General features: G+C 54.3%; 18 protein-coding genes and 1 pseudogene. 9 read left to right on the forward strand and 10 right to left on the reverse strand.

Annotated features, from left to right (window positions below; genetic code table 11):
* Positions 1 to 295: 295 nt before the first annotated feature.
* Positions 296 to 2,113 (reverse strand): translational GTPase TypA, encoded by a 1,818-nt coding sequence (typA, locus tag RAL88_RS17550; RefSeq protein ID WP_306265227.1) that lies wholly within the window; start codon positions 2,111 to 2,113, stop codon positions 296 to 298.
* Between the two features lie 274 nt (positions 2,114 to 2,387).
* Positions 2,388 to 3,611 carry an argininosuccinate synthase gene (locus RAL88_RS17555; protein WP_306265228.1) on the reverse strand — a complete coding sequence of 408 codons (1,224 nt, stop codon included), beginning with the start codon at positions 3,609 to 3,611 and terminating at the stop codon, positions 2,388 to 2,390.
* Positions 3,612 to 3,843: 232 nt separating this feature from the next.
* On the opposite strand from RAL88_RS17555, the gene RAL88_RS17560 reads away from it, so the two are divergent.
* From RAL88_RS17560 to RAL88_RS17570, 3 genes are all read left to right on the forward strand, one after another.
* Complete coding sequence (locus RAL88_RS17560) at positions 3,844 to 4,488, forward strand: LysE family translocator (RefSeq protein ID WP_306265231.1); 645 nt, start codon at positions 3,844 to 3,846, stop codon at positions 4,486 to 4,488.
* Between the two features lie 1,010 nt (positions 4,489 to 5,498).
* Positions 5,499 to 8,303, forward strand: coding sequence for an autotransporter outer membrane beta-barrel domain-containing protein (locus tag RAL88_RS17565; RefSeq protein WP_306265233.1), 2,805 nt, complete (start codon positions 5,499 to 5,501; stop codon positions 8,301 to 8,303).
* Between the two features lie 4 nt (positions 8,304 to 8,307).
* Entirely contained in the window at positions 8,308 to 9,417 is a 1,110-nt protein-coding gene (locus RAL88_RS17570; protein WP_306265234.1) for a TIGR03032 family protein, read from the forward strand.
* 189 nt (positions 9,418 to 9,606) lie between these two features.
* Here the strand turns inward: RAL88_RS17570 and RAL88_RS17575 are convergent.
* The 3 genes and pseudogenes from RAL88_RS17575 to RAL88_RS17585 form a co-directional block, all read right to left on the reverse strand.
* Positions 9,607 to 9,885 (reverse strand): annotated as a pseudogene (locus tag RAL88_RS17575) (sodium:calcium antiporter); the annotation flags it as partial.
* A 33-nt stretch (positions 9,886 to 9,918) separates the two neighbouring features.
* Positions 9,919 to 10,215 carry a hypothetical protein gene (locus tag RAL88_RS17580; RefSeq protein ID WP_306265235.1) on the reverse strand — a complete coding sequence of 99 codons (297 nt, stop codon included), beginning with the start codon at positions 10,213 to 10,215 and terminating at the stop codon, positions 9,919 to 9,921.
* Between the two features lie 414 nt (positions 10,216 to 10,629).
* Entirely contained in the window at positions 10,630 to 11,622 is a 993-nt protein-coding gene (locus RAL88_RS17585; protein ID WP_306265236.1) for a lysozyme inhibitor LprI family protein, read from the reverse strand.
* 302 nt (positions 11,623 to 11,924) lie between these two features.
* On the opposite strand from RAL88_RS17585, the gene RAL88_RS17590 reads away from it, so the two are divergent.
* Entirely contained in the window at positions 11,925 to 12,395 is a 471-nt protein-coding gene (locus RAL88_RS17590; RefSeq protein ID WP_306265238.1) for a hypothetical protein, read from the forward strand.
* Positions 12,396 to 12,422: 27 nt separating this feature from the next.
* Here the strand turns inward: RAL88_RS17590 and RAL88_RS17595 are convergent, their stop codons facing one another.
* From RAL88_RS17595 to RAL88_RS17605, 3 genes are all read right to left on the reverse strand, one after another.
* Complete coding sequence (locus tag RAL88_RS17595; RefSeq protein WP_306265239.1) at positions 12,423 to 12,893, reverse strand: hypothetical protein; 471 nt, start codon at positions 12,891 to 12,893, stop codon at positions 12,423 to 12,425.
* 5 nt (positions 12,894 to 12,898) lie between these two features.
* On the reverse strand, positions 12,899 to 14,134 hold the full coding sequence (gene rlmN, locus RAL88_RS17600) for a 23S rRNA (adenine(2503)-C(2))-methyltransferase RlmN (RefSeq protein ID WP_306265240.1): 1,236 nt from the start codon (positions 14,132 to 14,134) through the stop codon (positions 12,899 to 12,901).
* Between the two features lie 249 nt (positions 14,135 to 14,383).
* Positions 14,384 to 14,917, reverse strand: a complete 534-nt coding sequence (locus tag RAL88_RS17605; protein ID WP_306265242.1) for an invasion associated locus B family protein — start codon at positions 14,915 to 14,917, stop codon at positions 14,384 to 14,386.
* 822 nt (positions 14,918 to 15,739) lie between these two features.
* Here RAL88_RS17605 and RAL88_RS17610 point away from each other — a divergent pair.
* On the forward strand, positions 15,740 to 16,375 hold the full coding sequence (locus RAL88_RS17610) for a sigma-70 family RNA polymerase sigma factor (RefSeq protein WP_306265244.1): 636 nt from the start codon (positions 15,740 to 15,742) through the stop codon (positions 16,373 to 16,375).
* Here RAL88_RS17610 and RAL88_RS17615 read toward each other — a convergent pair.
* Both RAL88_RS17615 and RAL88_RS17620 read right to left on the reverse strand, forming a co-directional pair.
* The gene (locus RAL88_RS17615; RefSeq protein WP_306265246.1) at positions 16,372 to 16,791 is read right to left on the reverse strand and encodes a YkvA family protein; all 420 of its coding nucleotides are present in this window, start codon (positions 16,789 to 16,791) and stop codon (positions 16,372 to 16,374) included. The two genes, RAL88_RS17610 and RAL88_RS17615, sit on opposite strands and share 4 nt — an antisense overlap.
* 38 nt (positions 16,792 to 16,829) lie before the next feature.
* Complete coding sequence (locus RAL88_RS17620) at positions 16,830 to 17,138, reverse strand: 4a-hydroxytetrahydrobiopterin dehydratase (protein ID WP_306265247.1); 309 nt, start codon at positions 17,136 to 17,138, stop codon at positions 16,830 to 16,832.
* Between the two features lie 193 nt (positions 17,139 to 17,331).
* On the opposite strand from RAL88_RS17620, the gene RAL88_RS17625 reads away from it, so the two are divergent.
* The 4 genes from RAL88_RS17625 (at position 17,332) to RAL88_RS17640 (ending at position 20,067) form a co-directional block, all read left to right on the forward strand.
* Positions 17,332 to 17,991, forward strand: a complete 660-nt coding sequence (locus tag RAL88_RS17625) for a pseudouridine synthase (protein WP_306265249.1) — start codon at positions 17,332 to 17,334, stop codon at positions 17,989 to 17,991.
* Positions 17,992 to 18,182: 191 nt separating this feature from the next.
* Positions 18,183 to 18,374, forward strand: a complete 192-nt coding sequence (locus tag RAL88_RS17630; RefSeq protein WP_306265251.1) for a hypothetical protein — start codon at positions 18,183 to 18,185, stop codon at positions 18,372 to 18,374.
* Positions 18,375 to 18,545: 171 nt separating this feature from the next.
* Positions 18,546 to 19,742, forward strand: a complete 1,197-nt coding sequence (locus tag RAL88_RS17635) for a PQQ-dependent sugar dehydrogenase (protein ID WP_306265252.1) — start codon at positions 18,546 to 18,548, stop codon at positions 19,740 to 19,742.
* Positions 19,743 to 19,890: 148 nt separating this feature from the next.
* A complete protein-coding gene (locus RAL88_RS17640) occupies positions 19,891 to 20,067 on the forward strand; it encodes a hypothetical protein (RefSeq protein ID WP_306265254.1) in 177 nt (58 codons plus the stop codon).
* Positions 20,068 to 20,107 lie beyond the last annotated feature (40 nt).

Genomic DNA, 20,107 nt, shown 5'->3' on the forward strand with positions numbered 1-20,107 from the left:
ATTAAATCATCTGACCGGATTTGCAGGTTTGCTGGCAAGGCTCACTTCGTGCCGTCGTTCTGATGACAACAAGCGCAGTGCAATGACGTCCGGCGGGCGCGGAAATCTTGAATTTGGCTGGCCTCCGGCGCTCCAGGCCCCGAGAGACGAGAACCGTGCAGCACCGCCTGAAACGGGCGATCTAAACAGAAAAAATTGTCGTAAACCGCGCTGCCCCGACGGCCGGGCAGCGCGGTTTACTGTAACCGGCCGCTATGAAAAAGGGTTGGAATTCAACGGCTCAGGCTTAAGCTACCTAACTGGCGGCAGACATCCGGGATGCTTTCTTGCGCTCATGGGCCAGCAGAAGGCGTTTGCGCAGACGGATCGATTTTGGTGTGACTTCCACCAGCTCATCTTCCTGAATATAGGACAACGCCTTTTCAAGCGTCATTTTCGTCGGCGGCGTCAGGCGCACGGCATCATCCTTGCCGGAGGACCGCATATTGGTCAGCTGTTTGCCTTTCAGAACATTGACTTCGAGATCATTGCCCTTGGTGTGTTCGCCGACAATCATGCCTTCATAAACACGATTGCCCGGTTCGATAATCATCGGACCGCGATCTTCCAGGTTCCACAGTGCAAAGGCCACTGCCTCGCCCTGACCATTGGAAATAAGTGCGCCGGTGCGGCGGCCCGGAATCGAGCCTTTATAGGGTGCATATTCGTGAAACAGCCGGTTCATGATGCCGGTGCCACGCGTATCGGACAGCAATTCCGGCTGATATCCGATCAGGCCGCGCGTCGGGGCATGCAATACGATACGGGTGCGTCCGCCAGTTGACGGGCGCATTTCCACCAGCTCTGCCCGCCGTTCAGACAGTTTCTGCACAACTGTGCCGGAATGCTCGTCATCCACGTCGATGATGACTTCCTCAATCGGCTCAAGGCGGTTGCCGTCTTCATCCTGCCGGAACACAACACGCGGCTTGCCGATCGACAGTTCAAATCCTTCGCGGCGCATGGTTTCAATCAGCACGGCAAGTTGCAATTCGCCACGGCCGGCAACTTCAAAACTGTCGCCATCGGTGCCAGCTGTCACTTGCAGCGCCACATTGCCTTCCGCTTCTTTCAGCAGACGGTCACGGATGACCCGACTTTGCACCTTGTCGCCTTCAGTTCCGGCAATCGGCGCATCGTTAATGCGGAATGTCATCGACAGGGTGGGGGGATCAATCGGTTGCGCGGAAATTGGTGTGTCGACCGATGGGTCGACCAGCGTGTCGGCCACTGATGCAATGGTCAGGCCTGACAGCGCCACAATGTCACCGGCGAAGGCTTCATCGACCGGCACCCGCTCAAGGCCGCGAAATCCGAGCACACGGCTGACGCGGCCGGTTTCGACCACAGTGCCGTCGCCCGCGAGTGCCTTGATGTTCTGGTTCGGCTTGATTGATCCGGCCCGAATCCGGCCGGTCAGAATCCGGCCCAGATAGGGGTTGGACTCAATCGTCGTGGCCAGAAGCTGAAACGCACCTTCCTCGACCACAGGTTCAGGAACTTTTTCCATAACCAGGTCCAGCAGCGGTCCGATATTGTCTTTCGGTCCTTCAGCGTCGGCTGCCATCCAGCCCTGTTTGGCCGATCCGTAGAGCACAGGGAAATCCAGTTGATTTTCGTCTGCATCCAGACTGGCAAACAAATCGAATACCTCGTCCAGCACTTCGTCCGGCCGCGCGTCATGCTTGTCGATCTTGTTGATCACAACAATTGGTCGCAGGCCGATTTTCAGGGCCTTTGAAAGTACGAATTTGGTTTGGGGCATCGGGCCTTCTGCGGCATCGACCAGGAGAATGGCACCGTCCACCATATTCAGAATACGTTCCACTTCGCCGCCAAAATCGGCGTGGCCGGGCGTATCCACAATGTTGATACGCGAATCCTTCCAGTTCAGCGATGTGACCTTGGCAAGAATGGTGATGCCGCGCTCGCGCTCCAGATCGTTGGAGTCCATGGCACGCTCGTCAACCTGCTGGTTGTCGCGAAACGCGCCGGAGGCTTTGAGCAGCACATCGATAAGAGTGGTCTTTCCATGATCAACGTGCGCGATGATGGCGATATTTCGCAGGGACATTTTCAGGCTTTCAAAACTTTGGAAAAATCAGGCGTCAAGTCACTTCAATTGACGCGGTTGCAGTGCGGGATATATCCCTCATGCCGCCCTTGTGCAATCCCTGTCTTGCAAGGGATTGCTTTCCTGAGGCCACGAGCAGGCCCGCCACGAGACCAAAATCCGCGTCCGGTCTCGATTTTTCAGGCGCTGAATTGCCTGCGCAGTCGCTTTTGACCGCGAGATGGCGGACACGATTTTACACCTGCAGCGTTGCCGAACGGCCGACCGTTCCCATTCAACCGCGTTTTTTTCGGTTTGCGAGGGTTCGCAGACGCAGCGCATTGAGACGGATGAACCCGGCAGCATCATTGTGATCATAGGCAACGGCGCCTTCTTCAAAGGTCACCAGATCCTCATCATACAGGGAATTGGGCGAACTGCGGGCCACCACGCTGACACTGCCCTTGTAGAGTTTTAGCGTCACAGTGCCACTCACCAGTTCCTGGCTTTTGTCGATCAGGGCCTGAAGCATATCCCGCTCGGGCGAGAACCAGAACCCGTTATAGATCAGCTCGGCGTATTTTGGCATCATCTCATCCTTGAGATGCGCCGCGCCCCGGTCGAGCGTGATCGATTCAATCCCGCGATGCGCGGTCAGCAGCACGGTTCCGCCGGGGGTTTCGTAAATCCCGCGCGACTTCATGCCGACAAAGCGGTTCTCTACCAGATCAAGCCGTCCGATGCCGTTTGCACCACCCAATTCGTTGAGTTTTGTCAGAAGGCTGGCCGGTGACAGCGCCTCGCCATCAATGGAAACCGCATCACCCTTTTCAAATCCGACCTCGATCAACGTGGCCTTGTCCGGAGCGTCTTCCGGCGCAACCGTGCGCGAATAGACATATTCCGGTGCGGCCTTCGCAGGATCTTCCAGCACCTTGCCTTCAGAGGATGTGTGCAGCAGATTTGCATCAACCGAGAACGGTGCTTCGCCGCGCTTGTCCCTGGCGATTGGAATCTGGTTCTGTTCGGCAAATTCCAGCAGCCGTGTCCGCGACGTCAGGTCCCATTCGCGCCAGGGCGCGATCACCTTGATATCCGGGTTCAGCGCATAGGCTGCCAGTTCAAACCGGACCTGATCGTTGCCTTTTCCGGTGGCGCCATGGGAGATCGCATCAGCACCGGTTTGCGCTGCAATTTCAATCAGGCGTTTGGAGATCAAAGGCCGTGCAATCGATGTGCCGAGCAGATAAACGCCTTCATACAGCGCATTGGCGCGAAACATCGGGAACACAAAATCCCGGACAAATTCCTCGCGCAGATCTTCAATATAAATCTCTTTGATACCAAGCAGTTCGGCTTTCTTGCGCGCCGGCTCCAGCTCCTCGCCCTGGCCCAGATCAGCGGTGAAGGTGACCACCTCACACTGATAATTTGTCTGCAGCCATTTGAGAATGATCGATGTATCCAGCCCGCCCGAATAGGCCAGCACGACTTTTTTGATCTTGCCTGTCTTGGACATGCAGAACTCCTGATTGTCTGAACGCGTTTGCGTCTGTGGTTTGATGCCATGGCACCTTTGGCGGGTGCCTTGTGTTTGCGGCGCACTATAGAAATAAGGCGGGCGGGCGCAAGGAAATCTTCTCGCGGCAGCTACAAACCCATTGGATTTCCATTGTGTTCGCGTTAGAGCATTTTCCGCGAAATCTGAAACCATCCGGCGTTGTCTGTTGGTTGAACGGGAGGGTTTGATCTTGGTTTTTCTGCCGGAAATATCAGTCCTGATAACATTTTCAATCGCGGCGATTGCGCTGACGCTGACCCCGGGCCCGGACATGACGCTGTTTCTCAGCAAGACCATCGCTCAGGGGCGGAAGGCCGGTTTTGCGGCGTTTCTCGGTGCGACCTCCGGCCTGCTGGTCCACACTCTTGCTGTGGCGCTGGGCCTGTCGGCGCTGCTGGCCGCCTCTGAAACAGCCTTTATCACCCTGAAAATTGTCGGCAGTCTGTATTTGCTGTGGCTTGCCTTTGACGCGCTGCGCAACGGCTCATCTTTTTCTGTTGATACCGCAGAGCGCAAAAAGGAAAGCGTTACCACAGTCTATCTGAAAGGGCTCTGGATCAATCTGCTGAACCCCAAGATCATTGTCTTTTTCGTGACCTTTCTGCCGCAATTCGTCAGTGCCGCGGACCCTTATGCAGCCTATAAGCTGATGTTCCTGGGGGCTCTGTTTGTCGTCGTCGCAACACCAATTTGCGGCGCACTGATCCTGTCTGCAGACCATATTGCCGATTTTCTCAAACGCTCGCCAAAAGCGACGCGCTTCGTCGACTGGCTGTTTGCCACGGTTCTTGGCGGCTTTGCCATCAAGCTGCTGCTGACACGTTCGAATTCGTAGGTTGCTGACATACAGGTTTGCTGAAAAGTGCAGGCGGTGGCAAACTCGTCATGTTCACCACGAGAGCGAAGCGAATGGAGCAGGCTGGGCATTGACGACACGCGAAGCGGCCTCGCCACAATTGCCAAAATTGGCTCGGATATGGTTGTGATCGATGACCCCGTGACAGTCGAATCGGTGTCGGGATATCCAGAAAGTTCCATACTTCCGATTATGCGACACACATCGATGTTGAACAGCGTCTCTATGAGGGGCAACCGGGCAAATCACCTCTGATGCAAATTAACATCAATTAGGTGACAACTACTGGCAGTGCCGCCTGGTTGCCTGTTACAGTTGTATTCGCGCCACAATTCCGGGAAATCCGACATGCAGGACCCCGGCTCGCTATGAAAAACGGCAATTTCTGCTTAGCTTGCGTTAAGCACTTGATAAGTTTTGAGTAAAGCAGCGCATTTTTCGAGTGATCGCCAATTACTGGTGATTGCTGATTTTTGAAAGCCTTGGGCGGTTCAATGGTGAAATTCGATAAACGGAATTCAGATGCGGTGCGCAATTTATGCGGCGGCAGGATCACCAAACATGCCGGTCAAGCGGCAAGTTATGCGCCCGAGGCTGGCTCCTGGGCAGCATTGGCCCCTCTTAAATCTTCGGTTTCCGCCATTGCCCTGAGCGCTGCGCTTTTGGTGGGGCCGGTTTTCTTGCCTGATGGTTTGACAGGTGCAAGCAGGGCACATGCCGGAACGTGTGCTGAGACACCCGCGGGGTCCGGTATCTGGAGTTGTTATGGCCCGGCAACCGGTGGAGATGTGACGCAATCACCGACGCCTGTTGCGTTAGGTGCTTTAACCGTAAGCACCGATCCTTTATTTGGGATCACGACAGCTGCAGGGAATGCATTTACCCTCGTCAACACTGCAGCCGAGACCAGTATTACTTTTACAGACATCAACAATTCTACAATTACGGGTCAAGAAATAGGCATTCGTGCCATAAATTATGGCAGTGAGTTGCTCTCCATCACCACCAGCGGCGTCACCACCGGCAACACTGATGAAGGTATTATTGCCCGCAATGATGGCACGTCCCTGACCATCGATGCGGCTGAAACAACCGGAGAAAGATATGGCATTTTTGCCCGCAATTTTGGCAGTGAGTTGCTCTCGATCACCACCAGCGGCGCGACCACCGGCAAAACTCGTGACGGTATTCTTGCCGTCAATTCTAATGGCACGTCCCTGACCATCGATGCGGCTGAAACAACCGGGGCAAGATTTGGCATTCTTGCCCGCAATTCTGGCAGTGATTTGCTCTCCATCACCACCAGCGGCATCACCACCGGCAACACTGATGAGGGTATTTTTGCCCGCAATACTGGCACGTCTCTGACCATCGATGCCGCTGAAACAACCGGGGAAAGACGGGGCATTAATGCCCGCAATTATGGCAGTGAGTTCCTCTCCATCACCACCAGCGGCGTGACCACCGGCAAAACTGATTACGGTATTTTTGCCCGCAATTTGAATGGCACTTCGTTAACCATCGATGCGGCTGAAACAACCGGGCGAAGATTTGGCATTCTTGCCCGCAATTATGGCCGTGATTTGCTCTCCATCACCACCAGCGGCGCGACCACCGGCAATATTAATGACGGTATTTATGCCCGCAATGATGGCACCTCCCTGACCATCGATGCGGCTGAAACAACCGGGGGGCGGGATGGCATCAGAATTGGCCATCAGGGCTCCGGCAATCTCCTCGTCAGGATGGATGGCGCTGTCTACGGCGGCACATATGGCGTTCATAACGAGAGCTCCTCTCAAGGCGGGGCCTTCACCATCACGTCTGGTGGCTCGCTGAGCGGCGGCAGCGGTGTTGCATTGCAGGATAATGCCGATGGCACCAATGGCAATGCGGCCAGTTCCCTCAGCGTTTACGGTGGGCTGAAGGACGATGCTGTTATGGGTGCGGGCTCGGATATGATCACCATCCATACCGATGCAAGCGTTGCCGCTGGCGTCGACCTTGACGGCGGGGATGCTACCACCACCGGAAACGATGACGATTTGGTCTTTAATGGCTGGACGGGTGCGCTCGATGGTCAAATCATCAATTTCGAATTGGTCGATTTGACCAATAATTCCAATGTCACATTTTCCGGAGCGAGTATCGGTCAGGATGCCAATAGCGCGGTGCTGCTTTTTGAAGTAGAGGATGGATCAACAGCATTTTTCCAGAACTCATTTCTGATCAATGGCAATTTCAACAATTTCGGAGCTCTGGATTTGTCGACTGCCAATCTGGTTGCCGATACCGTTTTGACTATCACCGGAAACTACGCTGCTGCCTCCGATCTGTTGCTGGATGTTGTCTTGAACGATGGCGGCTTGACCAACGTGCAACCAAACGATCAGGCCTTTGCCGACCAGATGATTGTCCAGGGCAGTGTGTCGAACGTCACCAGTGTTTTCATCAACAATACGGGCGGAGCCGGGGCTGCGACGGACCGCAATGGCAACGGTTTGGTCGATCCGGATGAGGGCATTTTGATCGTTCAGGTCGAGGGCAACAATCAGGGCAATATCAATGACGCGGCACCGCTTGAAGACAGCACAGCGGCAACCGGAACGCTGTCCCGGCATTTTGTCCTGGGCGCGGCGGGCAATACTTTCAGCAACCCCGATACCGGTAGACAGAATGTTGTTCCCGGTGGCGTTTATGCCTATGATATCTATGCGATCAATCCCGACGCTTCTCAAAATGACGTGTGGGATTTTGTGCTGGCGGCAGCCTTTCAGCCGGCCGCCCCGGTTTACGAAGCGCTTCAGGCAGCACTGCTCTCGATGGAAACGATGCCAACGCTGCAGCAGCGCGTTGGCAACCGCTACTGGTCGAGTTATGGCGGGTCGCGGCTTGGCACCGATGGCGCAATTGTCTCCGGCTTTGGCGCTGATGGCGATGCCTCGCTCACCCAACCCAGCGCCGTCTGGGCCCGCATAGAGGCGGGACATCAGCGGATCGATCCAGACAGTTCGACCACTTCCTCGTACTATACAATCGATCAATGGCAGATGAAGGGCGGGGTTGAAGGATTGGTCTTGGGCGATGCCGGCGGTAATGCACTGATCGCCGGGTTGACCGCTCACTTTGGCGCATCCCAAACAAGCGTGAACTCGCCTTTTGGCAATGGTTCCATTGATTTGACCGGCTATGGCGTTGGCGCAACCATGACATGGTATCGGGAAAACGGTCTTTATCTGGACGGGCAGGGCCAGTATTCCTGGTATGAGGGCGATCTTTCCTCCGGCATTCTTGGCGAACTCTCCGACGATCTGCAAGGCACAGGCTATTCCCTGTCCATCGAAGCAGGCCAGCGCATGGAAATTGGCAATGGCAGGGTTATCACACCCCAGGCCCAGCTTGTCTGGGCCTCTGTCGAATTCGACGATTTTAGCGGACCGTTTGGCGAAACGGTTGAACTTGAGGACGGCGACAATTTAAAAGGACGTGTCGGTATTTCAACCGAGTACGAAAGAATGTGGCAGGCCGCAAATGGCGATAACCGTCGTTCCAACCTTTATACCCTCGCCAATCTGCACTATCAATTTATTGAAGAAACGAGGGTAGAGGTTTCCAGCACGCAGCTTTCAAGCGCTGCGGACCGGCTTTCCGGCGAGCTTGGTGTTGGCGGCTCATATGTGTGGGGTAACGGGCAATACTCGCTTTATAGTGAAGCATCTGCAGCCACCAGCCTTGAGAACCCCGGCAATTCCAACCGCTTCAAGGGGAATGTCGGCATCAGGATGAAATGGTGAGAGAATGACCCAGCTGGCAACCGGGTCAGATTCCAAACCGCCATCCAAAGAAGAGCAGAAAGTCGACTATTCCCTGTCTCCCGGTCTGATGCAGCGTTTGGCCAGCCTGAATGTCTCTATTGCTTTTTCCTCCTATCAGTCCGGGCTCCTGTATTTCCTGGGCCGTGATCCAAAGGGTGGAGCGCATCTGCATCAATCCGCCATGCCAAAGCCGATGGGCCTGTGCCTTGATGGACAGGGCAGACTGACGCTGACCGGCGGTTTCCAGATCATGCGATTTGAGAATGTTCTCGATGCCAATCAGCGCGTCAATGAAACATTCGATGCCTGTTATGTTCCCCGAACCATTCATGTAACTGGCAGTCTGGATGCCCATGATGTGGGGATCGATGAGAACGGACGCATCCTGTTCGTCAACACGCGGTATAACTGCCTGGCGACAGTTTCTTCCCGGCACAGTTTTGAACCTGTATGGAGGCCACCGTTCATCGATGCTTTGGTGGATGAGGATCGATGCCATCTCAACGGACTGGCCATGGATGGCAATAAACCGCGTTATGTAACCGCCGTTAGCCGATCCAATACCATCGATGGCTGGCGGGATCGCAGAGCCGATGGTGGAGTTGTTATCGATATCGATCGTAATGAGATTGTCTGCCAAGGCTTGTCGATGCCCCATTCTCCCAGGATCTATCAGGATGAGTTATGGATACTGAACTCTGGCACCGGTGAACTTGGCGTTATCGAGTTGCCAGAAGAACAGGGCAGAATGGGCAAATTCAAGCCCCGGACTTTCTGCCCCGGCTTCCTGAGGGGCCTTGCTCTTCATGGCAATCACGCCTTTGTCGGTCTTTCCAAACCACGCTACAAACGCTTTGAAGGGCTGGCGCTTGATCAAAAGCTGAAAGACGCCGATAGTGAAGCCTGGTGCGGTATCCAGATTATCGATCTGACGACCGGCACCTGTGTCGACTGGTTTCGTATCGATGGGGCAGTTTCTGAGCTCTATGACGTTGAGATCATACCCGGCTTTACCTGCCCGATGGCCGTCTCCCCCGCCTCGCCCGAAGCCGCGAACCTCATCACAATAGAGAGGGGTGAAGTGGCTGGGTGATCTCGTGATTCCCGATAAAGCCGACGCGCCGTCAAGGCATACCAGGCGATCCAACCGCAGCGTCATTCGCTGAAATCGACGAGTAACTTTAAGGCCATTTGAGCAACCTTCACCCTTGCAAGCTATAACCCCGGCGTGGGAGCGGGGATATAGTGCAAAAACAATGGCTTGAAGAATTTCGGCCTTGATCGGTGAAATGACAGCGGCGGCTCCGATGATGAGCAGAATATTGGCCGTATTTGAACCAACGACATTTCCAATAGCGATTGCCGGTGCGCCATCAAGGGCGGCTTTGAGGGATACCATCAGCTCGGGCATGGAGGTGCCAAAACCCGCGACTGTCAAGCCAATCAGAAACGGCGGCATCCGGAGACAGTTGGCCAGCGATACAGACCCTTTGACAAGATACTCCGCACCCACAGTGAGCAGCGCCAGGCCGCCCAGCAGGAACAACCAATCAGAAATCACAATAGTTCTCAAGCGTCCGTAGACGCCCTTCAATTAAAACCAGTTTTCGGGTTTTCGTTCAGCTTCAATCGAAAGGACTACGGTTTTCCACGTCGCCCAAACCGCACCAGGCAGCAGTAAAATCCCCAGGATGATATCTACGGTCAGGTTGGCGCCGAGCAAACCATGCAATGCCCAGATCGTGGAAACCGCCACAATCCATATCTCTGAGCCGACCAATATGATCGCACCCAGAGCTGCCAGCGCCGCTGGCACAAGTGCTATTCTTGCAGGAGAAGAGGGAGCCCCGTTTGGAGCTTCAATTGTTTGAGAGGTGGTCGAATCCAACATGTCGGTGGGTCCATGGCGCTCACGATATGGAGCGCGGCCAATATCACATGTCCATGCGTCCAGACGAAATCAAGATCGCCGTTTGGTCGCGAGAAAATATTTATTGAAGGTGGTCTCAGCCGGTCTGGTCAGAGCAACGGGCAGTGCCAGATCAGGATGTTTTAAGGCTCGACTGTCGATCATTTGACATTACGTCATGACCCAACGCCGCCCCTCCCGCTGTGACAAAAATCTCGCTCGGGATCATCCGCCTGGCAGTGATTACAGATGTCCGCTCGCCCATTGCAGCAATTGGCGGTAACGCCGGATTTAGTTGCTTTGTCCGCATTGCTGATTTCGACTTTTGTAAATGGATGGTTTTTGCACCATCAGTCCGAATGGCCGAGATGGGGACCAAGCGGCCCTTTGCGTCGTCTACTTTTGAATTAATGGAGGGTTGTCTATCAGACTGTAAATTCTGTCTTCGTTGTACTTATACAGGCACAGTGCTGCATCTCTTGTGTTCATGAAGTCCATACTTGAATTAAACCGTTGTTCGCAATTTGCGTTGCGGGCTGCAATCCACCGGTGTTGGTTCGTGCGAAGCGTTTCCCTTCCGCGGATGCTCTTCTCGGCCATTTTTGCATCATAAACTAGTCCGAGGATGCTATCACTTTGCATAAGCTCTTTATCCATACAGAAGAGCCGCTCTACTTTCGTTTTTGCATTCGCGCAGTTGAAACTTGGGCCAAATGGCCGTGGCCGAACTTCTGACCCCATCGCATAGATCACACCATCAACACATGCTTTGCGGCCACCGTGTATCGGCTTAGGATCGTCGCTACCACGGTAGAAGCCAAAACAGCGAGCCGAGATTTCTGTCATCCATTTCATTTCCCTCGGTCCGTAAAGATCGGAAAACCTCTCGAGGGTGCCAAAGGGAAACCCGTTTGAGATTGCTAGCTTGGCAATAGATTCATTGCATAGTTCGTGGCGAACACCAGACGCGGAGCAGGAATGGATTCCCAGCATAGAGCCTTTCGTCAAAATTGAATATTCCCCAGCAGGAAAAAGGATCATTGCACAGGCTGACGCGCATTCTTGATGTGCGATGACGCTAAATGAATGAGCCTTTATTCGAATGGCCAACTCAACGGCAGAGGCTACGTTGCCTCCCCCGCTCGTCACCATCAACGCACGAAAATTTGGCGGATATGCACGTATCGCGGCCTCGAAGCGAGCTGCGTCACCCGTTGCGATAACACCTTTCCCAACAACCAGAGTGACCTCGCCATTGATGGGCGAGGGCTCCACTTTGAATGTCATCGATAATGCCGGAAGAGCGAAGAAGCTAAGACAAACAATAAAAACCACCAAAAAGCGAAAAATCGTTTGTAATAGATCGAGGAAGGCCAACATGAATTTCATATCTGATTTTATCCGAGGTACTTCAAATCAAAAATGACTGCAAATTTACCTTTCACACAGTACGCAGTGCTCATTTTTTTGCAATTGCCGCTCTGGGCTCACAGCGGAATTTCGCCAGTCTTTCTGCGACAAGAATTTGCGACACTTAAGCCATTGAAATAGCAGGGAGCGGAATACCGTTGCAAAAACCTTCCTGTTCGCGACACACCGATGAACGGCTGCCAATCGGAACAAAGCCGCGCTTGGTTCGTCATGATGCTCAGAGTAAATAGAAACAAGAGATTTTATCACAGAGTAAAATGATGTCGGTTGAAGTAGTGCGCAACGCACAAATTCGCGAAGAGTACGCAACAGCATTGCAAGCGTTGAAACCAATTCTGCATGACCTGCCCGCAGTCATTGTTGCAATCGATGGCCGTGTTGGTTCCGGAAAAACAACTCTGGGCCGATTTCTCGCGTGGCGCTTCGACGTTTCACTAATCGAAACAGACCTATTCCTGCATCGCAATGAAGGTAAATTTACTTATAGAAATGATCAGATTGCGGGGATTATCGATCACCGGATGGAAAGTGATAGACCTGTCATAATAGAAGGCATGGTCGCTCTACGGCTGCTTGAAGAAGTGGGTCGTGAGCACGATTTTCACATCCATCTGATCTGCGATGATTTTGAGGGTTCATCAATCACAGAACAGGCGTGGGAACAGTATGATGCTGACTACAGACCGAGCGCCAAGGCGAACCTCAGCCTTAAACTTTCCCCACTTTCTTAATCGGCAATTTCAAAATTGTCAGTCCGGTCAGTCTTGTCTTTTGGGATCGCCGAAACCGGATGAGCGGCCGGCCAGCAGCCAGTAGACCAGACCCCAGGCGCTGCCTCCGGCCAGATAGGCCGTGGTGCTGGCCGGAAAACGCAGTACAAACGCCTCGCCGAAAAAGTCCTGAAACAGTGCCCCGAACTGACTGAACATTTGATTGTCAGTAATCGCCCAGGACAGGATAGTGCCGTTCAGCAGGCCCAGAAGCACATAACCGACAAACGAGCGGTATCTGAAGATCTCGGCGATTATCAGCCCGATCAGGCTTGCTGGAAAGGCCAGCGCAGCAAACGCCATGGCAACCACCAGGCCGCCCAGGATCAGTTCGAACTGACCGTCCATCGGCACGATATCGGAACTGCGCCAGGCACCGTAAATAGTCAGTCCGGCCGCCGCACTGGCAGCCAGATAGGCAAATGGCACAATGAACACCAGACGCAGCAGGGCGCTCATTTAAATCAGCTGCCTGGAACTGGCGCGGATTCCAAGGCGTCGCGATCGCGTTTCTTCATCCGCTCGCTTTCCGATTTCAATTGTCCGCAGGCGGCAAAGATATCGCGGCCGCGCGGTGTCCGGATCGGTGAAGCATAGCCGGCCCGGTTCACGATTTCCGCAAAGGCTTCGATCTGCTCCCATTCGGAGCATTCATAGGGCGAATTGGGCCAGGGGTTGAAAGGGATGAGATTGATCTTGGCCGGAATGCCTTTCAGCAGCCTGACCAGTTTGACGGCATCTTCCAGACTGTCATTGATGCCTTTCAGCATGACATATTCAAATGTGATGCGTCTGGCATTGGACGCGCCGGGATAATTCCGGCAGGCCTCCAGCAGGGCGGCGATGTTCCATTTCTTGTTGATCGGAACCAGTTCGTCGCGCAATTCATCGCGCACGGCATGAAGTGAAATAGCCAGGCTGACGCCGATTTCATCGCCGGTGCGCTGAATATTCGGCACATGGCCGGAGGTCGAAAGCGTAATGCGGCGTTTCGACAATGCGAGACCGTCGCCATCCGACACAATCAGCAGCGCTTGTTTCACATGGTCGAAATTGTAGAGCGGTTCGCCCATGCCCATCATTACCACATTGGTGACCAGACGGCCCTCACTGGGCACGTAGGTGCCGGGAGGCGTTTCCTTGTCGGGAAAATCGCCAAGCCGTTCGCGCGCGACCAGCACCTGCATGACGATTTCTTCAGGCGTCAGATTGCGCACCAGACGCTGTGTGCCAGTGTGACAGAATGTGCAGGACAGCGTGCAGCCGACCTGTGAGGACACGCATAAGGTGCCGCGGCCTTCTTCGGGAATATAAACCGTTTCAATGTCAACCGGCGCGCCCGCGCCCCGGGGCGGAAAGCGAAACAGCCATTTGCGGGTGCCATCGACGGAAATCTGTTCTTCCAGAATTTCCGGACGCTCAAGAGAAAACCGCTCGGCAAGTTCGCCACGCAACGTTTTGGACAGATTGGTCATATTGTCGAAATTGGAAACGCCGCGCACATAGAGCCAGTACCAGATCTGCTGGACCCGCATTTTGGCCTGGCGTTCAGGCACACCGGCCTCGACAAGCGCCTCGATCATTTCCTCGCGGGCAAGGCCAATCAGGTTCGGCTTTTCTGCGGCAACTCCGCGCTGAGCTGTCACGGCGACAACAGGCGCGTTGGAGTTATTCGCTGCAATGTTCAAAGATACGGTCATGTTTGGAGCCTTTGGAGGCTTTCCTTATCAGTGTTGTGTCAAGGCCTGAACTCAATCAGGAGGTTGAATTGGTGAGCAAGCTCATCGCAAAGCGACGCTGCCAGAAAAGCCCATCTGCCGCTTCACAGATTTTGGAAAGGCAACCAGCCTTACCTGCAATCCGTTCATAGCATTTGAGCTGGCCCGGTCAAAGAAAAAGGCGGGGATTGCCCCGCCTTCATAGTCCCCAAATCACGGGCTTTCAACAGATCAGCTGCCGCACACCTTGATGAGTTCATTCAGCGCTGCGGTTACGCCGAGCAGTGAATAGGTGTCAACTGTCTGGGTTCCTCTGCGCGAAGTTCCTGTGACAACCATATCCGATCCGCGACGCATGGATTCGACGAGACGATCCTGCTCGGTCTGGTCCCGTATCCAGGCACCGTCCTCCTGGGTGAAAAGATTGAATTTGTCAGAACCGATTTCAACCGTGGTGGTCGAGCCTTCTTCAAAGGGATAGCCGACTATGACGCTGATTTCGTTTCGAACGCCTTCGCCGGGACGCTGGCTGACAAAGAAATAAATCTCGTCTCTGTTGACGCCGGCCGGAAGGGTTTCTTTGGGCTGTGTAATTGCATAGCAGACACGGCCGTTGCTGGAATTGTAGCTGTATGCTGCCCAATCCGTGAACTGGCCGATCGGCGAGGGTGTCTGCGCAATCGCCGCTGGCAGTGCCATCAGCACAACCAGGCCGGCTGCGATCAGTGTCTTGAAAAGTTTGTGAAATCCGGATGTCAATGTCATGGCTGCCATCATGATGAGCTGTTATGTCCTAAATTAAGTTTCGTCTGTCCTGTAAGGGACGAAGTTACGTGTGTTCGCGGCTTGCTCTGTTCCACTGTTCTGTTTCTGCTCGTTTGCCAGACCCTACCGGAAACTGATCCGTAACGGGCCTGATTCTCTGGTGTCTGCTCTTTTATCGCGATCTGATTGCAATTGAAAGTGCAACGCATCCCGCAAATCCACCAGCATTTCCCAGCGTTTCAAAGACAGATTGGACGGATTATCCTTACCAAACCATAAATTTCACACCAAACAGTCAACTCAGTTACATTTTTCAGCGTTAAATGAGCTGCAGAGCAAGGCTGCCTTTTCATAAACCGCAATTTGTGACGAGATTATGTGTAAGATGCAAACCCGGGTCGACAATTCGATCAGAAAATCATCCCTCTTTGCTCGGATGCAGGCAAAGGTTCATGGCCTGCCAATCGACGGAACGGCAGTGTCTGCCTTATTTGCATCACCAAAAATAATTACGATACTGCGATTCAAGGCAGCCGGTTTTTGCTTTGAATAAAATTTGACAGTATTTGCCTTGCTTGCAATAGCAGAAAGAAAATCGCATGTTTTTTAGGTTAGTCAACAAAGCGTATTCCGCAGTTGCATCAGGCATGTGCGCACGCTATCTGCAGAGGTCGACGATAATTTTAAGAGCAATAAAGTAGCGATGGGCCGGCATGTCGGTTATGACGGACACGGATCAGCTGTTGACCAAGATGCATCATCTTCCATTTCTTCCAGCGTGCTTCTATATTCGGGTGAGCAGCGAGTTCCGGCACAGCTGACATGAAGCGCGATAATCTGCCAGATGATCCACCGGGGGGCGGCTCAATAAATATCTCGAAACCTTCGGATTCCGCCACAAAGGCGAAGCTTTTCTCCGCGCTTGTGGCGCGGGTCAGACATGATCATGACAAATCCGCTTTTGAAGACCTGTTCGACTATTTTGCCCCGCGTCTGAAAGCCTATCTGCTGCGGCTCGGCGCTCATGGCGGGCAGGCGGAAGAACTGGTTCAGGAGGTCATGATTACGCTGTGGCAGAAATCGCATCTGTTCGACCCGGCGAAATCCTCCTTGGCGACATGGCTGTTTCGGGTCGCCAGAAACCGCCACATTGATGCGTTGCGGCGCGATAAGCGCGGCGAGCTGGATCAGGAAGATCCCTATTTGCAGCCGCAACAGGAAATCGGCGCGGGCGAACAGATCGATGCCGAATTGCGTGACACCCGTGTGCGTGCCTGCCTGGCCAAACTGCCGGAGGAACAGTTGTCGCTGGTGCGCCTGTCGTTTTTCAATGGTCTCAGTCACAGCCAGATTGCCGAGCGGACCGAACTGCCCCTTGGCACTGTCAAATCCCGGATCCGGTTAGCGTTTTCGCGTCTGCGACGTTGCCTGGAAGCTGTTACCGGCATTGACCTTTAAGTATCCAATTTTTCCTGCAGAGCGTCCCGGGCCTTGTCGCGATGGACAGATTTGATGTGCGGTCCGACCAAGGCCAGAACCGCGAGCAGCACAGAGGCGTCATCGGCAAAGCCGATGATTGTCAGGACGTCGGGAATGGCGTCAATCGGCATGACAAAATAGGCCAGGGCACCAATCAGCGCCGCACGGGCCCTGAACGGAGTTTGCGGGTCCATCGCGCAGTAATAGGCAGCGATCACATCTTCCATGAAAGGGATGTGACGCAGCGCCTTGCGAACAGTTGGCCAGAAGCGCTTCTGCACGCTGTTCTGCTGGCTGTCGAAACCACCTTTGACATGCTCACGGACCTTTTCCGGCAGAATGATCTCTCCATCAAGAGCCGGTTTTGGTTTGCTGCTCTGGCTGTCTGCCGGCATAATCGTCCCCTGTTTTGCGGCTTCCTGTTTGGGCGGCTTCAGGAAGCTGATTTATAAATCTGCGCCAGTTTATCCATGGCTTTGGCCATTTTGATGTCCAGCGCGCTCAGCCCGTCGCAATCATGTGTCGTCAAAGTAACAGTGACGGTCTTGTAAACGTTCGACCATTCCGGATGATGGTTCATTTTTTCAGCTATCAGAGCTGTCTGGCTCATGAAGCCGAATGCCTGGACAAAATCCTTGAAGGTAAACTTTTTGCCAATGGCGTCGCGCGCTGCGTCATGGTCCCAGCCGGACAATTCGCTCAGTGCCGCGTTGCGCGCTGCTTCGTCCAATTTGTCCGCCATACCGCTTCCTTTCACACGCTGTGCTGCCCAGTTCTGCAGACCTGTTCCCATATAGGGTGGAATTCGACGCGTGGAAGGATTTATCTCCACGCGCCATTTCCACGCGCCATTTCCACGGGTTTGGCAGCGCTTGCCGGGCTTTGCAAAGGCGTCTATCAGGAAGTCTTGGCTTTCAGCAGAAACAAACGCGTCCATGCTTCCGCAATTCAACTATTCGCCGCCGCCGGACATCGGCTTGCAGGTCCTGCATCGCGATCAGCATGTGCTGCTGGTGGACAAGCCGTCCGGACTGTTGAGTGTGCCCGGCAAATCCAGCCATCACGCCGATTGCCTGGAGGCCCGGGTGAAAGCCGAATTTCCGCAGGCATTGCTGGTTCACCGGCTCGACCTCGACACCTCCGGCGTGATGGTGTTTGCCATGAATACTGCCGCACAGAGACATCTCGGCCTGCAATTTGAACGGCGTCATATTGAAAAGCGTTATGTCGCGCGCGTCGCGGGAGCCGTGTTGACCGCATCCGGCCAGATCAATCTGCCGCTCATCTGCGACTGGCCGAACCGGCCGCTGCAGAAAGTCGACTGGACCACCGGCAAGGCGGCGCAGACCAGCTTTTCCGTGCTGGCACGCGAGCACGATGCATCCCGCATTGCACTTTATCCCAAAACCGGCCGCACTCATCAGCTCCGGGTTCACTGCCTCGCCATCGGACATCCGATCCTCGGGGATTCTTTTTATGCTCCGGCGGAAATCGTCTCTCGCGCGCCGCGCCTGCAGCTTCATGCCGAGAGCCTGTCGCTGTTTCATCCGGATGGCGGAAGGCGACTGAGCTTTTCCGCAACGCTGCCATTCTAGACCCTTGGTCCCGGTGAGGCCTTTGTCCGCTCGTACCGGACCTACTCGTGCCGGGTCCACTCATGTCAACTTGTCGTGTAATTGACTAAAAATTAACGAAAAATCACGCGGTTGCCGCAATTTTTCCGTTGTCCGGCCGGTTTTGCGTTTCATCATCATGACAGGTCTCACCACCATTGAAAGGTCATGTCATGCCGTCTCACTTAGTTGCCATGGGGTCCGTAATGGGTCTGACCGAGGCAGGTGTCCTGTCTGTTCTGCTGACACTTGTCCTGGGTTTTATGGCCATTGCCGTGGCCCTGCTTTTGCGCCAGACCTATCGGGAGCAGATTCCGGAACGCCAGCGGGCGCGGGAAAGAGTGCGATCAAAATTCCCCGAATAGATCATTTAACCCCCGAATAGATCATTTAACAAAGGTTTGCGCCCCGCCCGCTGAGGCGCAAACCCTCTATGGCCTCGTCAGGGAAGATATTCTTCCCTTGTCGACCCGATAGTGGCGCCCCATGTCATTTCTGACTGACTGAGTTAAGGCGAGCGCTGCAATGGTTTTAAAATGCGAATAACACGAGGTTTCCTCGGCCTGTTTGTTCTGGCAGGTACCCTGCATATTTCGCGCCCGGTGGAGGCTGCCTCCACAACATTTTTCGACAAGCAGGTTCTGGAGCGCTGGACAGGGTCCTTTGCCACAAAAGCTGCCACAGTTGAAGTGGTTCCCGTTGTGCTTGGTCTGGAACATCCGTGGGGCATGAGCTTCCTGCCGGATGGAACAATTCTGGTGACAGAACGTGCCGGACGGCTGAGACTGGCGCGCAATGCAGAATTGGGGCCGCCCATCGACGGCGTGCCGGAAGTTTATAATGTCGGGCAGGGGGGGCTGCTGGATGTCGCGCTTGATCCGGATTTTTCCGACAATCGCCTGATTTATCTGTCTTTCGCCGAGCCTGGCGACGCAGGCGCCGGAACGGCGGTGATGCGTGCCCGTCTCACTCAAAATGGCCTGACAGGTCAGCTTGACCGGCAGGAAGTGATTTTCCGCGAGAACATCAAGACAACAAACAACCGCCAATTCGGCTCCCGCCTGACATTCGCACCCGATGGTACTCTGTTCGTCACCATTGGTGATCGCGGCGAAGATGACCGGGCGCAGGACAAGCGCGACCATGCCGGCTCGGTTGTGCGGATATGGCCGGACGGCTCGATTCCCAAGGACAATCCTTTCCTGGACGATCCCGATGCCCTGCCTGAGCTGTGGTCAATCGGCCACCGCAATCCGCAAGGTGCCGCCATTGATCCACAAACCGGTCGGTACTGGAGCGTTGAACATGGCGCCCGCGGCGGAGATGAACTGAACCGGCCGGAAGCGGGAAAAAACTACGGATGGCCGGAAATCTCGTATGGGCGGCATTATTCCGGTCTCAGGATAGGCCAGGGAACCAGCGCTGAGGGCTTTGAGCAGCCGGTATATTATTGGGACCCGTCAATTGCGCCTTCCGGTCTCGCCTTTTACGGGCAGACCGGCATTGACAGCTGGAACAGCAATGCCTTTGTCGGCGCTCTGAAAGACAAGCTGATTGCCCGTCTTGAAATCGATCTCAGCGGACCGGTGGCGAAAGTCATAAACGAAGAACAATGGGACATGTCGCGCTGGGGCCGTATCCGCGACATCGATGTGGATGCAGACGGCAACATCTGGTTCCTGACAGATGAAAAAAATGGCGGCTTGTTCAAAATCAGACCCGACAGGCCATAATGTTCACCGCCCTTCAAACCCCGTCCTCACTGTCCCATGGCTGGTCCGGATCACGAAATCGGTCGGCTTGAAAAATACGTTGTTTGGGCGCTTACAGAATCAGCAATCTACTGGCATACTCCGGCGAAATCGTTTGGAGTTGTAAATCATGAGACTGACCAGTCCTTCCTTTCCTGTATTCATAATTTCCGTTGTCCTGTTTGCTCTGGTGGTGGTCGCGCGCTATCTGGGAATCGCGATACCTGTGGTTTCGGGCAACGTGTTCGAAATTCTGCTCGTCGCCTATGTGGTGCTGCTGGTGGGTGTGCTGGTGCGCGGCGCATGAGCCAGACAGCGGGCTGATCCGCCTTTTTGTGAGGCGGGTC

Origin of the sequence: Pararhizobium sp. IMCC3301 (genome assembly GCF_030758315.1) — a bacterium.
Taxonomy (GTDB): Bacteria; Pseudomonadota; Alphaproteobacteria; order Rhizobiales.